The sequence below is a fragment of the Wolbachia endosymbiont of Tettigetta isshikii genome, assembly GCF_041154185.1.
Taxonomy (GTDB): Bacteria; Pseudomonadota; Alphaproteobacteria; order Rickettsiales; family Anaplasmataceae; genus Wolbachia.
This window is the reverse complement of record NZ_JBFTEN010000010.1, coordinates 1-13147: the sequence shown is the minus strand read 5'-3', so window position 1 is coordinate 13147 and position 13147 is coordinate 1. Positions and strand designations below refer to the sequence as shown.

At 36.8% G+C, this 13147-nt stretch carries 12 protein-coding genes, 1 tRNA gene and 1 pseudogene; 7 read left to right on the top strand and 7 right to left on the bottom strand.

Features of this window, described 5'->3' with window-relative positions; all coding sequences use genetic code 11:
• Positions 1 to 84: 84 nt before the first annotated feature.
• The 5 genes from AB6N09_RS02785 to AB6N09_RS02765 all read left to right on the top strand — a co-directional run bounded on the left by AB6N09_RS02785 (position 85) and on the right by AB6N09_RS02765 (position 4301).
• A complete protein-coding gene (locus AB6N09_RS02785; RefSeq protein WP_411131428.1) occupies positions 85 to 2001 on the top strand; it encodes a WD0745 family porin in 1917 nt (638 codons plus the stop codon).
• A gap of 220 nt (positions 2002 to 2221) precedes the next feature.
• Positions 2222 to 3025, top strand: coding sequence for a DUF2163 domain-containing protein (locus AB6N09_RS02780; RefSeq protein ID WP_411131427.1), 804 nt, complete (start codon positions 2222 to 2224; stop codon positions 3023 to 3025).
• 40 nt (positions 3026 to 3065) lie between these two features.
• Positions 3066 to 3152, top strand: a tRNA-Ser gene (locus tag AB6N09_RS02775).
• A gap of 26 nt (positions 3153 to 3178) precedes the next feature.
• Positions 3179 to 3808: a ferredoxin reductase domain-containing protein gene (locus tag AB6N09_RS02770; RefSeq protein ID WP_411131426.1), complete on the top strand. Its 630-nt coding sequence runs from the start codon at positions 3179 to 3181 to the stop codon at positions 3806 to 3808.
• Positions 3792 to 4301 carry a 5-formyltetrahydrofolate cyclo-ligase gene (locus tag AB6N09_RS02765; protein WP_411131425.1) on the top strand — a complete coding sequence of 170 codons (510 nt, stop codon included), beginning with the start codon at positions 3792 to 3794 and terminating at the stop codon, positions 4299 to 4301. Before AB6N09_RS02770 ends, AB6N09_RS02765 begins: the two co-directional genes overlap by 17 nt.
• A 185-nt stretch (positions 4302 to 4486) precedes the next feature.
• On the opposite strand, the gene AB6N09_RS02760 is transcribed toward AB6N09_RS02765, so the two are convergent.
• Positions 4487 to 5422, bottom strand: coding sequence for a Fic family protein (locus tag AB6N09_RS02760; protein WP_411131424.1), 936 nt, complete (start codon positions 5420 to 5422; stop codon positions 4487 to 4489).
• Between the two features lie 207 nt (positions 5423 to 5629).
• Between AB6N09_RS02760 and era the strand changes: the two genes are divergently transcribed.
• Positions 5630 to 6514 (top strand): GTPase Era, encoded by an 885-nt coding sequence (gene era / locus AB6N09_RS02755; RefSeq protein WP_411131423.1) that lies wholly within the window; start codon positions 5630 to 5632, stop codon positions 6512 to 6514.
• Positions 6507 to 7325, top strand: coding sequence for a 3'-5' exonuclease (locus tag AB6N09_RS02750; RefSeq protein WP_411131422.1), 819 nt, complete (start codon positions 6507 to 6509; stop codon positions 7323 to 7325). The genes era and AB6N09_RS02750 overlap by 8 nt, the downstream gene beginning before the upstream one ends.
• 84 nt (positions 7326 to 7409) lie before the next feature.
• Here the strand turns inward: AB6N09_RS02750 and terL are convergent, their stop codons facing one another.
• From terL to AB6N09_RS02720, 6 genes and pseudogenes are all read right to left on the bottom strand, one after another.
• Positions 7410 to 8597, bottom strand: a complete 1188-nt coding sequence (gene terL / locus AB6N09_RS02745; RefSeq protein WP_411131421.1) for a phage terminase large subunit — start codon at positions 8595 to 8597, stop codon at positions 7410 to 7412.
• Positions 8598 to 8615: 18 nt separating this feature from the next.
• Entirely contained in the window at positions 8616 to 8891 is a 276-nt protein-coding gene (locus tag AB6N09_RS02740) for a hypothetical protein (protein ID WP_411131420.1), read from the bottom strand.
• A gap of 400 nt (positions 8892 to 9291) precedes the next feature.
• Positions 9292 to 10138 (bottom strand): annotated as a pseudogene (locus tag AB6N09_RS02735) (SPFH domain-containing protein).
• A gap of 7 nt (positions 10139 to 10145) precedes the next feature.
• On the bottom strand, positions 10146 to 11003 hold the full coding sequence (locus AB6N09_RS02730) for a M23 family metallopeptidase (protein WP_411131419.1): 858 nt from the start codon (positions 11001 to 11003) through the stop codon (positions 10146 to 10148).
• Positions 11004 to 11136: 133 nt separating this feature from the next.
• The gene (locus AB6N09_RS02725) at positions 11137 to 11886 is read right to left on the bottom strand and encodes a YebC/PmpR family DNA-binding transcriptional regulator (RefSeq protein ID WP_411131418.1); all 750 of its coding nucleotides are present in this window, start codon (positions 11884 to 11886) and stop codon (positions 11137 to 11139) included.
• 47 nt (positions 11887 to 11933) lie between these two features.
• The gene (locus AB6N09_RS02720) at positions 11934 to 12677 is read right to left on the bottom strand and encodes an outer membrane protein assembly factor BamD (RefSeq protein WP_411131417.1); all 744 of its coding nucleotides are present in this window, start codon (positions 12675 to 12677) and stop codon (positions 11934 to 11936) included.
• Between the last annotated feature and the right edge of the window lie 470 nt (positions 12678 to 13147).

The window sequence follows — 13147 nt, the reverse complement described above, 5'->3', positions numbered from 1 at the left end:
TAAGATTGCTTTAAGTTGAACTTTCAACATTTTTGTACTATTTACGTTTAAGATAATGATTTTGAAATTTTTTGGGGGCACTTCATGAAACAATCTACCTACACTAGAACTGCTCTAGCTTCTTTATTGACTTTATGTTCTTTCGGCGGTTTTGCTGCTGACTTTTCTGATGAAAGTATAAAAAAGCAAGAGAGCGCAGTAACTTCTGGAAAAATGGAAGTTATGGAGACATCAAATAAAAAACTAAAAGAGAAAATGGACAGGATATGTAATGCTGATCCAAAAAAGAAAGCTGAAGAGCTTAAGAAAAAAGAGGAACTGAAGCTAGCAGCTGAGAAAAAGAGAAAAGAGGAGGTAGAACTAGCAAATGAGAAAAAAGCAAAAACTCTCAATGTTAAGAACTCTAATATAGAGGGTTTAAAAACTAAGAGTTCTAAAACTCAGAAAGCTAAAATTGAGACTGAAACTGTTAATAAAAACATCGAGGAAAAAGGCAAAGCCAGTCCTGTTGTCTCAGTTGGCAGCGTTGATATTATTGATACCAACCAAGTGGCAAATGGCTTGAGAATCACTTTCGGTGGCGTTGTTGACGCTCAAGGTTATGGTAAAGCAGGGCCAGGAGGTGAGGAATATAAACCTTATAACGTTATGTCTGGCAGGTCTGAAAGTTATTACAATAATATTGAGGATCAGAGAGGAGGAGCAAATCCAATATTTCCTCATGGGGTAGGAAATATCGGTGATTATAGTGAAAACATGGGCATGATTTCAGATGCAATATTACACTTAAGAGCTGAAAACAAAAATGAAGATTTAGGTCTTCTCTATGGTGCTGATGTGCAATTCCACGTTCCAGTGACAGAGGGCAAAGGAGCTTCACAAGGTGTGAATGCGGCAAGAGGCAGAAGTGCACATGTGTTTTTGAATTCAAAATATGGTGATCTGAAACTTGGCTACCAGTTTGGTCCTGAAGCTCTGATGAGACTTGATGCAACAAGAATTGCAACTGTTGATGGAGCTGCAGATAGTGACTGGTTCAGAAAAGTGAACTTAGAAGGAAGCGCTGCAACGTTTCCATTTTATGTAACACCACGTCTTTACACTGAAAGCTTCTCAAGTGAAAGTGAAAAGCTCTCTTTCCGCATGGCTGGAAAATACAACAAAGATGTTCTGACTACACTACCGTTTAGAATTGCTTACTACTCACCAAATTATATGGGTGCAAGATTTGGTATGAGCTACTCACCTCGCTATGATAGTAGTTTGTTTGTTGTAAAAGAAAATAATAGCATGAGACACGTTGGCCCAGACTATGAACACATAGTAAGTGCTGGTGCATCATATGAATATGACTTTAGTAAAAACAGCATAAAAGTCAAAACTTCTGTGGTTGGTGAATATGGTAAAGCAAAAGAACCAAATAAAGATAAGCATCTTTATCAAGAATTTGTGGAATACAATGACCTGATGGGTCTTAACTTGGGTATAAGCGCTGACTATAAGATCAACGAAGATCAAGGCGTGAAGCTTGCTGCCTCCTTTGCATATTTGAGTAAATCTGGTCAACCAAAGGATATTAAAATAAAAGGTAATGATGATTATGGGAAAATTCCCGAAAAGATTCCTCAAAATCCAAGTCAGGATAATCTAGATTATACAAGAATTATAGGCTTGAAGGCTAAGTTTGATGGAGATGATAAAAACACCATGTATTGGACTGCAGGTGCTGGTTATCAATATGAGAGCTTCTACACGAGCTCAACATACTTTGGTAGTAAAATGAGTGATGGAGATAAGCTTCATGACGTTGCACTTGGTGTTCAGTATGATCTCTCTCCTGCTTGCAGTAAGAACAAATTTGTCCCTTATGCAGCCCTTCATTACTTTATAACTGATGAGAAGCAAGCTGATAGTTATAAGATTATACAAAATGATAGTAAGAAAGTAGCGCCTTCTAACAAAGGAGTTCTCTTCCTCACTGGCGTGAAGTTTTCTTTCTAGTTGGCTAACATACACCACAATTGAGTGTGGTGTATGTCTTGTCTGTTGAAGCTAAGTGTTTGTTTGTTGATCAAATCAATATATGGTGTCATTCCAGTGTGTGATGTACAACTGTACGAACATTTTCTACTAGGAGGATGTCATCCCTGTGCTCAGATACTGGAATGATACCTTATCTATTGGCCGTTTTCAAATTCAATCAATTAAATAGGAGGTTTTTATGCAAACCACGTTAAAAAACTATTTAGCTGGAGAGTTACTTACAATTACTACATGCTGGAAATTAAATCTTGCGGGTGGAAAAGTAATGGGATTTACTGATTATGATGAGGATTTAAATATTGATAATATACTCTACAAATCTTCAAGTGGATTTACAGCTAGTAGCATAATATTAAACAGCGACTTAAAGACTGATAACCTAGAAATTGAGGGAATATTAAATAGCGATGACATTAAAGAAGAAGATGTCTTGTTTGGAAAGTATGACTTCGCAAACATTGAAGTATTTCTTGTGAATTATAAGGATTTGAGCCATGGAACGATGAATCTGCACTTGGGAACTTTCGGTAAAGTAACTTTAAATAACGGGAGATTTGTTGTTGAAACTAGAGGGCTTGCGACAAAGCTTGAGAGGAGCATAGCAGAATTATATTCCCCTGTATGCAGAGCACAATTTTGCGATGGTAGGTGTAAAGCAGATGCTAAAAAGTTCAGTAAAATAAGCACAATTACTAAAGTAATAGACGAAAGAAGATTCGAAGACACTAATCTAATTGAGAGCGATGGGTATTATAAGCATGAGGTAGTAAAATTCTTTAGCCCAGAAGCATTTGAAGGTATAGTGAAGGAACACAAAAATAAAGTAGTTACATTGTTTACTTCACCTCCATACCAAATTTCTGCTGGGGATAAGTATTCGATACTCGCAGGTTGCGATAAAACATTTTCAACTTGTAAAAACAAATTCCACAATACTGTAAATTTTCGCGGTGAACCCTGTGTACCTGGTTTTCATAGTTAAACTTGCTCAGCAGCACAATTTTTAATATTATAAGTAATGTGGAAAGGTGGCTGAGTGGTCTAAAGCACACGCTTGGAAAGCGTGCACATATGAAAATATGTCGGGGGTTCGAATCCCCCCTTTTCCGTGTCATATGCATGCAAGAACAAAGACATGAAAAACATAATGCTAATTGGTGGTGGAGTTGGAAATGCAGTATTGTTTTCAATAGGAAAGGCCTGTCTTGAAAATAACAATAAGGTTTTATACTTTGCTGGCTATAGGAAATTAAATGATGTATTTAAACAAGCACTGATAGAGCGTGCATCAAGTGCGGTAGTTTGGGCATGCAAAGAAGGATTAATAAAAACAAACAGGGATCAAGACAAATCCTTTCATGGGAATATAGTTGATGCAATAATCTCTTATCAAAGGGGAATATTGGGCGATACCACGATTAATTTAGATGCTATAGATAAAATTATTACTATCGGTTCTGATAAAATGATGAAGGCCGTAAATGAAGCGAGAAAAACAATCTTAAGGCCATATTTGAAATCGGGCCACATGGCAATATCATCGATCAATTCGCCTATGCAATGTATGATGAAAGAAATCTGCGCTCAGTGCGTGCAGCGGCATATAAATACGAGAACAGGAGAAGAGAATTATGTATATAGTTGCAGCAATCAAGACCAGGATATGGAGCTTGTTGACTTTGATTTTTTGAGTGAGCGCTTGAAACAAAATAGTTTACAGGAAAAACTCACTACAAAATGGATAGACCATGTTCAAAGATATTAAGCAACAAAAAAAGGAAATAAGAGAGCAATATAGGGTTATAAGAAAAAATATTGATGAGAGCTACGCAGCAAATTCCCTTGTTAATCTCTTCAATCAGAACTTAAGTTACATTAAAGGCAAAACAATTGCAGCTTACAATCCAATTGATGGAGAGATAAATGTTATACCTTTGATGCATAATTTGCTCAATTTAGGCTATAAAGTGGCAATTCCTGATGAAACCAAGCCACTGAGGTTTAAGAAATGGAACAAAATAGGTAAAAATATAATCCCCGACACGATTATCACTCCAGTTATTGCTTTTGATGATCATCTTAATAGATTGGGTTTTGGTGGTGGTTGGTATGATGCGGTAATAAAAGAACTGCGGCCACTTGGCAAAATATTTATAGGTGTAGCTTATGAAAAACAATATTGCAAAAATCTGCCAGTAGAAGAACACGATCAAAAATTAGATATCATAATCACCGAGACACGTGTTAGGTGTAGGTAGTGGCTCTTCTAAAATCTTCAAAATATCAGTTGCACAGTAAACCCGATCTCTCTTTCCCTCAGAAGTTTGTGAAACAATGCCTAAATCTTCAAGTTTCATGACTGCCCTTTGGGCTGTTGTGAATGCAACATCTAAATTTTCAACTATTCTCTTTATAGTAAAGTAAGGGTTTACAGCTAGATATCTTATAATATCGCTCGCAACTCCTTGGTTTTAGAACTTTGCCAACCTGTAATTAAATTGTTAATTTGTTCTGCCCTCGATAATACGTCCAACGATTTCAACGCTACACCATTTAAGAAATAAGAGAACCAATCATGCCACGTACCTTTGCTGCTTATATTGTAAAGTTGTGTATAATATTCACTTTGCGTAGCTTCGAAAAATGCGCTTAGATATAACAAAGGCGATGATAATAACTTTCTCTCGATAAGTAGTAATGTTATGAGTAGACGTCCAATACGCCCATTGCCGTCCAAGAACGGGTGAATTGCCTCAAATTGATAATGGCATAAAGCTATGTGTATGAGTGGGGGTAGTGTCCTGTCATGTAGGAACTTTTCAAAAGAATACAGGCAATCCATCAACTCACCTGGTGTTGGTGGCACATATTTTGCTGAGTTTATTGTACACCATGGAACTCTAATCCAGTTCTGCACGCGACGAAATTCTCCTGGAGTTGCGTGATAGCCTCTTACACCTTGCATTAGCATCCTGTGAATTTCTTTAATCAACTGAAGCGACAGTGGAAGGGACTGTAAACGTTTGAGTCCATACTCGAGCGATGCTATATAATTGCGTACTTCTTGTAAATCATCGGGGTTGCGATCTACATTAGCACATACTTCTTGAGCCAAAATTTCACCGAGAGTTGCTTGAGTCCCCTCGATTCTACTTGAAAGGACTGCTTCACGTGCTATAAAGGGTCGCATGAGAAGATGAAGATTAGGCAATTTAGCTACTTCTCTTGATAACATACCCAAAATATGATCTGCTCTGGAAAGGCTTTTGACTAAATCATTGTCCCATTCAAATTTTGGTGGTAAGGGATTAGGTATAAATGCCTGATAAACAGCGGGTGCATTAATAGCCTTACCTGATGGTGATTCTTTAATATCCATTCATTCAACTCCAGCACACCATATTTTTATAGTATATATTATTTTCAAAAAAGTAAAAAATGAAAATAACGCTTATCTTAATGGTGATAGATTTCTTGCATTATGGTAAGAAATTTCAAAAGCAGGTTATGTAAGAGATCTAATGATGTGGTAGATGTCATTTAAGTAGCTTGACACTAGAATCCAGTTTTCTTTACAATCCCCTTTGTGAAAGAACAAAAATGCTTATTTGTCACCATAGCCGGGTTACCAAATGCTGGGAAGTCTACGCTGATTAACAGCATTGTAGGTAAGAAGATTGCAATTGTTACTCCCAAAGTGCAGACAACGAGGACGCAAATAAGGGGTATTGCAATACGTGATGACACACAAATTATTTTTACTGATTCTCCGGGGATATTTTCGGCAGAAACGAAACTTGAGAAAACTCTAGTCAAATCTGCATGGTCAGCAATCAAGGGTGATGACATTACTTTGTTGCTGGTTGATGTGAGCAATTATTTAAAAAATATAGAGAGAATCAAAGCTATATTTGCGCGGCTGCAACGCACAAAAGGCAGATGCATTTTGGTTATCAATAAGATTGATCTGATAAAAAAACCTGAGTTAAAGATGGCGTATGGACATCTGAATTTACTTTATAGGTTTGAAAGAATTTTCACAATATCCGCATTAAAGAGTGATGGACTTTCTGATTTGATAAGTTATTTATCTGAAGTTGCACAAGCGGGTCCTTGGTTTTATAGAGAAGATCAAATAACCGATTCCTCAACGAGTTTTTTATCAGCGGAAATTACGAGGGAAAAATTATTCTTGAATTTGCGTGAAGAATTGCCATATTCTATAGCTGTCATAACTGAACAAATTCAGGAGAAAAAAGATAAGAGTTTAATCATAAAACATGTCATATTTGTGCTGAGGGATAGCCATAAGAAAATAGTACTAGGAAAAGATGGCAGTAATATTAAAAAAATTGGCATCGAGGCACGTGTTGAGCTGGAGAAGTTATTCGAGTGTAAAGTTCACCTGTTTTTATTCGTGAAAGTGCGGCATTGGACTGACCGTCCCGAGGAGTATATAAGCGATGCTTAGTTCTTTATTGGTATTTGATATTGAAACTATACCAGATATAAACTCCTGCAAAAATTTACTCAATATTTGTGATGATAGTAGTGTAGAAGAGAAAAGAGACGCGTTAACAAAGTATCACCTCGAGATAACAAACGGACAAAACCCTTTTCTTCGTCAGCCTTTCCACCAAATTGTAGTTATCAGTTTTTTACTCTGCAATATAAGCTGCAGAAATGGTTATGAGGTGTTCACACTACAGGAAATTAGGTCTGGCGGTACACTAAATTCTAGTGAAAAAGAGCTAGTGAAGGGATTTTTCAATTATATGTCAGAAAAAAGACCAAGGTTAGTCTCATTTAATGGGCGCACTTTTGATATACCAGTGTTGAAGTACCGTGCTATGGTTCATGGCATTCAAGCAGAATATTTTCATAAAGCTGGTGATAAGTGGAATAGCTATAATCAAAGATACAGTAGTGATTGGCATTGCGATTTACTTGAATCCCTCTCTGATTTTGTAGCCTCCGCGAGAGTAAAAATGAACGAAGTTTGTGCAGCGCTTAATCTTCCTGGTAAAATTGGGGTTGATGGGTCGCAAGTTATGGGTTTATACGATAGCGGCAAAATGCAAGAGATTCGAGAGTATTGCGAAACAGACGTAATTAACACTTACTTAATTTACTTGAGATTTGTGCATCATCAAGGAAGAATCACTACCGAGAGCTACAACAAAAGTGTGGAAGAGCTACTTTTAGAATGCAAAAAAAAGGCACATCTAAAAAAATTTAAAGAAGAATGGGAAATAACTTGTGGCGGAAAGTTTTATATTTGAATCTAGAGGACTGGAATGACACCCCTGTGTTATCCAAGTACCGATACCTGAATGGCATCCTTCCTGGTGGAGATTGCTCTTAAATCACAATGTGCGTATAGCTGCGACTCTGGAGGTGCTTTCTCTTATCCACTGTAGGTATTGCACGGTGCTGTCGACTTGGTCATTGTAATGTGCTTCTGGAGACATTAAAATCTCATACTCAAAATCATTGAGCCATATCGCCTGGTGCGGCAGAAAAACTTTTCCAGACTCTATAATAGGAACAATCTGGTGGAATCGGGCAAGTTTGTCATCATGTGGTACTATTTCAATGATTGGCAAATCACTGCTTGCTTTTAGCTCTTGCACCAATTGTTGACCACTCGTTTTGGCTTCGATCAAAATTGCGTGTGGTGTCCATCTTGCAGCCAGTGACAGAACTTGCTCTTTAAGCTTTGAGTACTCGAGTTTTGCACGATATACATCGAGTAAATAAAACTCATTGCTTGCTTTTGCCCAAGTGGTGCAGACGCTGAAGTTGCTAGAGTTGCTTGTTGAAACCGCAGTGTCCCAGCTTTGGGTTACATGCGAGAGATCATCAGGAAAATTTCTATAGCGCTTCAGGCACTCTAGTTTGATTATACTACTTGAAAGCGGTAGAGGGTTTTGTTGATATTGAGCAGCAAAAGCGTAACTCCCAAGTTCAGCCTTTATGATCTCAACTTCTTCTTTTCCTCCATCTATGGGGTATAGCAACTTATCTTCTTCTCTTGAGTATATCCTTGCAGGTGGTGTTATGTAAGTAGCTGATCCTGGAACCCAGCGTTTATTGCTGGTGTGCCAATTTTTAGTTACTTGGATGACCGGAACAAAAAAAGTAGGCGCTGTCTTTTTAACTGAATAGATAACCTCCTTATTTTCAGATATCATTGGTAAACGAATATGGTGCCATATGATTTTTGGTTTGGAAAGAAGGTGGCCGTTCAAATCTTCCAGGTGGAGTCTGTGCATCACAAGAACGATGACTCCTTTTTTTCTATTGTTGAGCCTGCTTACTAAAGTCTGGTCAAACCAGTTTGTAGCACGTTTTCTAAGCGTTTCGCTCAAAGCTTGAGTGGAGCTCAGTAGATCATCCACAATGATGAAATCACCGCATTCACCGGTCAATGTCCCTCCAACAGATGTTGCAATTCTGTATCCTCTCTGCCATGTTTGAAACTTATATTTAGTATTTTGCTCTTTGGATAGTTCTACCTCCGGAAATAACTCCTTACACCAACCAGACTGCATTATACACCTTGTATCGAGCTAGTGCTTTTCGCTAAGCCGCTGAGAATAGCTTGCAACTATTATCCTTGCAGTTGGCTGATTGCCCAGTATCCACGCGGGCCATGCAACACTGATGCACATGGACTTCATCGAGCGCTGCGGCATATTGAATATTATGCGCCTCACTTCACTGGCACTTGCCGCTTCCAGCCTGTCTACTATGATTTTCATATATTGATAGTCGTTATACTCATATCCCGACATCACAGTTTTAAAGCATAACTCAATGAATTTTAGAAAGTTTATGTTTTCCATATTAGCCTCCTGTTATCCAAGTAGCCTTTTCTTGTCATCCCAGTACTTGATACTGGGACCCGCGATACTACTTTAGTAATAAATATTTAAGAAGTTTATCAAACAAGAAAAAAAGACAAAAGAAACCCCGAGTAGCTAGTTATTCACTAGCTACCTTATAACATTGGCGTTTTTGATGTCTTAAACGACTTATAAGCGCGTTTCAGCTTGTATAGGTAAAAAAACAGAAGTTTTATAAAGACATGCAGTACACATAGTGCAAAAAATTAAACATGAGACGCCAAATATGCTAAGTTTTTTGTCATTTAATCTGCACAGACTGAAGATAAATAATAGCTTCAGTCTCATTGAAATGGTAATGGCGAAGGTTGTCAAGTAAATTTTTCATTGAGCTTCTATACTAACTATTATCTAAGCTAATTGTTGGTTGTGCATCTTGTTCAGAAATAATGGCAACTAGTAGGTTATTTATCAATTGAATCTTTTGCTTCCCGTCCAATTGTATGCTTTTATTCTTTTTAAAATGGGCTATTACCTCTTCGATAATTCCTATTGCATTTTGCACTATATGCTTTCTTGCAGAGGTGATAGCATGTGCTTGTTGACGCCTCAGCATTGCTTGTGCAATCTCAGAAGAATACGCTAAATGCGATATTCTTGCTTCTGTAACTTCAATTCCCGCAATATCCAGTCTTTGTTGTAACATTGAACGCAATTCACCTGAAATTTTATCAGAATTTTTACGTAAAGATTCCTCATCGCTTTCGCTGTCGTACGGGTAATTGCTTGCCAGTTCTCTAATTACCGAGTCACTTTGCACGAAAACAAACTCATAATAATTATTCACATTATAATATGCCTTTGCGGGGCTGCTTACTCTCCAAACAATCACTACTGAAATCTCTATTGGGCTTCCATTTGCATCATTCACTTTTATTTTTTCTGTATTGATATTTTGAAATTTCAGAGAAACAGCATGTTTTGTTGAAAACGGCAGTGTAATAAACATCCCAGGTTTAAAATAAGTTCCAATATAATGACCAAGAAATTCTATCACCCTTGCTTCATTTGGGTTATTGATGAAAAACACTTGAGAAAAAAAACAACACTGAAATAGCAGCGATTCCAAGTGCGATTGTACTATCATATGCTACAAAAAGTACCGATAAAATTAATCCTAGCACTATTAGTACAGGAAAAACCCGGAGTTGACTTAAATTTCTATCATTTATCGTATTCTTATCAATATTGTCTTTAAACTTCTTTTTCACATGAACTCTCCCTGTTGACCGTTTTATCCATTTTATTTACAAATAGTTTAAACTCCCTTAATTCGTGATCAAGTAACTTCACTTTGTTTTTATGTGCTATTGTAAGCGGATCAACGTGTTTGCCGTTGTATATAACTTCGTAATGTAAATGGGGTCCTGTGGCAATACCAGTGCTACCAACATAAGCAATGACCTGTCCCTGCTTTACTTTGGAGCCTAATTTCACATCACTATTAAATTTACTCATATGTGCGTAGCAGGTTGAATACCCATTTTTATGTTTTACTTTGATGTATCTACCATATCCTCCGTTATTTCCTATATATTCTATTACACCTTCTGCAGCAGCGTATATAGAAGTACCAAATTTAGCTGCATAATCTACTCCTTTGTGAAAAACAACTTTACCGCGAATAGGGTGCTTTCTATTACCAAATTTCGAAGATATACGATAATCTCCATTTAACGGATTTATAAAAGCTTTGCTACCTTTTAGGCTTATTCCCCCTTTATCAAAATATCCTTCTTGACCGTTTTGTGACTTATAATGATATAAGCGAGTAGCTTTTTTGTTTGTTGTCAGTGAGGTGTATAAAATTTTTTCTTCAGTCTTCTGGTTGTTAGGCAATCTCTCAAAAAGAACCTCCAATTTACTCTCTTGCACGATATCTTTTTTAAAGTCTACACCAAAATCTTTATATATGTCGATTAATCTCATCACTGTATTTTGCGCCAAACCTTGTTCAACTCCTGTAGCAAAAAAGGAAGATTTTATGTTACTAGATATGAATAACAACCTCTTGTCATGTAGTAAGTTTCCTACGTTGCTTTCTTTTATCATAACAGCTTGACTACTTGAATCCATGACTTTTTTTTCTGATCCCGTGCTGGAATGATACCGTGATATCTGCGGATGCCTCAATGGTGTACAGCGGTAAAATAAAAAGTAGTATGAGTACGATTAGTTTCATAACTTAAGCGGCAAAATTATCACCAGCAAAAGTAAAATTACCTTCAACATACTGTACATCATCATTATCTTCGAGCTCTTCAAGCAACGCAGATAATTTATCAATTAATTCCTTATCGCTAACTTCAATCAGGTCCTTTGGTTGCCATGAAAGACGAGCAAGTTCTGGCTCTCCAAATTTTGCATAAAAAGCATCACGCACTTTACCAAAATCTTTTACTTCACAGGTTATAACGTACAATTCTTCTTTGCTATCTTCCTCAACATTCAATACTTCTAATTCTATTCCGTAATCAAACAAATCTTCAAAATTTACACCCTCTGCTTTATAGACGATTAAGCCCACATGATCGAAAAGGTAACTAACACTTCCTGTTTCTACCAAATTTCCACCCTTGCGAGAGAATATATAACGCACCTCAGAAGCAGTTCGGTTGCGGTTATTCGTTAGAGCATGAACAATAAGTGCAGTGCCAGAAGGGCCATAGCCCTCATATTGTATTTCCTCATAATTTTCTTCTGCAACACTGCCAGTTGCGTTTTTTATTGCTGTTTCTATTTTATCTTTTGGCAAATTTTCCTTACGTGCAGCAAATATAGCAGAACGAAGACGTGGATTGAGTTCAGGATCAGGCAGCCCTTGCTTTGCAGCAACTGTTATTTCTCTAATGAGCTTCGTAAATTTTTGAGAGCGCTTTGCATCCTGAGCGCCTTTCCGGTGTTTTATATTTGAAAATTGTGAATGACCAGCCATATTCAAATAATTAAAAACCTAAATTATATATCAAAGCATAGAGAAAACTAAAGCGAATTTTTAAGTTTGCTGCTTTCACATGGAACTTCGTCTTTCCCATCAAGATTTTTTGCTAACATACTTTCATACTGCTGAGCTTCCAGATCAAGACCAAGAGCTAAGTGGGCTGCTATTAGATAGTTAACAGATCTAGAAAAATAGCTAGAATCCTTATTGCTTATTACATTTTGAAAACGCTTAATTGCTGCTAGATATTCACCACGCCTTAAGTAGAACCTACCGATAGAATATTCTTTTGCTAATATATGTTCTGTGACTAGCTTTACTTTTTCCTTTATCTCGTCTGTATGTTCACTGTTTGGAAAGAGATTGATGTACTCAGCGGCTAGCTCTAAAGCTTTATATGCAGTTTGTTGCCCGAGTTGTACTTTATTGATTTGCATATAATAAGACAACACCCTTAGATAGTACATATACGGTAAGTCTTCACCATTTGAATAAATCTGTATATAATCGTCCATATCACTTGCAGCACTGCTGTAGTTGCCAGTATTGTAGTGAGAAATACCAGATAATAATTTTGCTTTCATCGCCCAATAAGAAAAGTGATACAAATCTTCAATTTTTTGAAATGCTCTGATGGCTTGTTTATATTTTTTCTGGTCAAAAAGCTTAACAGCCTCCTCATATAGCTCAGTTTCGCTTTTTTCGAGATGAGCATCATCATTCGCATACAATTGCGTAAAGGAACAAATCAGAAGAATAAAACACGTAATTAAAGTCTTATACATAAGATTTTTTTGATCAAAATAAAGTATAGACTAAATATTATCTAAATAAACAAATTTCTGAAAGTAGACCTCTCGCATATCAAACTAGTTTTAGCATGTGCGAAAAAACTACTTGACACCCTTCGCAGTTACCATTTCAATGAGACTGAAGCTATTATTTATCTTCAGTCTGTGCAGATTAAATGACAAAAAACTTAGCATATTTGGCATCTCATGTTTAATTTTTTGCACTATGTGCACTGCATGTCTTTTTAAAACTTCTGTTTTTTTACCTATACAAGCTCAAACGCGCTTATAAGTCGTTTAAGACATCAAAAACGCCAATGTTATAAGATAGATAGTAAATAACTAGCTACTCGAGGTTTTTTTTGCTTTTTTTTGTTTAGTAAACTTCTTAAATATTTATTACTAAAGTAGTATCGCGGGTCCCAGTATCAAGTACTGGGATGACAAGAAAAGGCTACTTGGAT

Bases quoted from the DNA above. Each gene is read 5' to 3' on its own strand.
- AB6N09_RS02785 (WP_411131428.1), top strand. From the start codon at position 85: ATGAAACAATCTACCTACACTAGAACTGCTCTAGCTTCTTTATTGACT.
- AB6N09_RS02780 (WP_411131427.1), top strand. From the start codon at position 2,222: ATGCAAACCACGTTAAAAAACTATTTAGCTGGAGAGTTACTTACAATT.
- AB6N09_RS02770 (WP_411131426.1), top strand. From the start codon at position 3,179: ATGAAAAACATAATGCTAATTGGTGGTGGAGTTGGAAATGCAGTATTG.
- AB6N09_RS02765 (WP_411131425.1), top strand. From the start codon at position 3,792: ATGTTCAAAGATATTAAGCAACAAAAAAAGGAAATAAGAGAGCAATAT.
- AB6N09_RS02760 (WP_411131424.1), bottom strand. From the start codon at position 5,422: ATGGATATTAAAGAATCACCATCAGGTAAGGCTATTAATGCACCCGCT.
- AB6N09_RS02750 (WP_411131422.1), top strand. From the start codon at position 6,507: ATGCTTAGTTCTTTATTGGTATTTGATATTGAAACTATACCAGATATA.
- terL (WP_411131421.1), bottom strand. From the start codon at position 8,597: ATGCAGTCTGGTTGGTGTAAGGAGTTATTTCCGGAGGTAGAACTATCC.
- AB6N09_RS02740 (WP_411131420.1), bottom strand. From the start codon at position 8,891: ATGGAAAACATAAACTTTCTAAAATTCATTGAGTTATGCTTTAAAACT.
- AB6N09_RS02730 (WP_411131419.1), bottom strand. From the start codon at position 11,003: ATGATAAAAGAAAGCAACGTAGGAAACTTACTACATGACAAGAGGTTG.
- AB6N09_RS02725 (WP_411131418.1), bottom strand. From the start codon at position 11,886: ATGGCTGGTCATTCACAATTTTCAAATATAAAACACCGGAAAGGCGCT.
- AB6N09_RS02720 (WP_411131417.1), bottom strand. From the start codon at position 12,677: ATGTATAAGACTTTAATTACGTGTTTTATTCTTCTGATTTGTTCCTTT.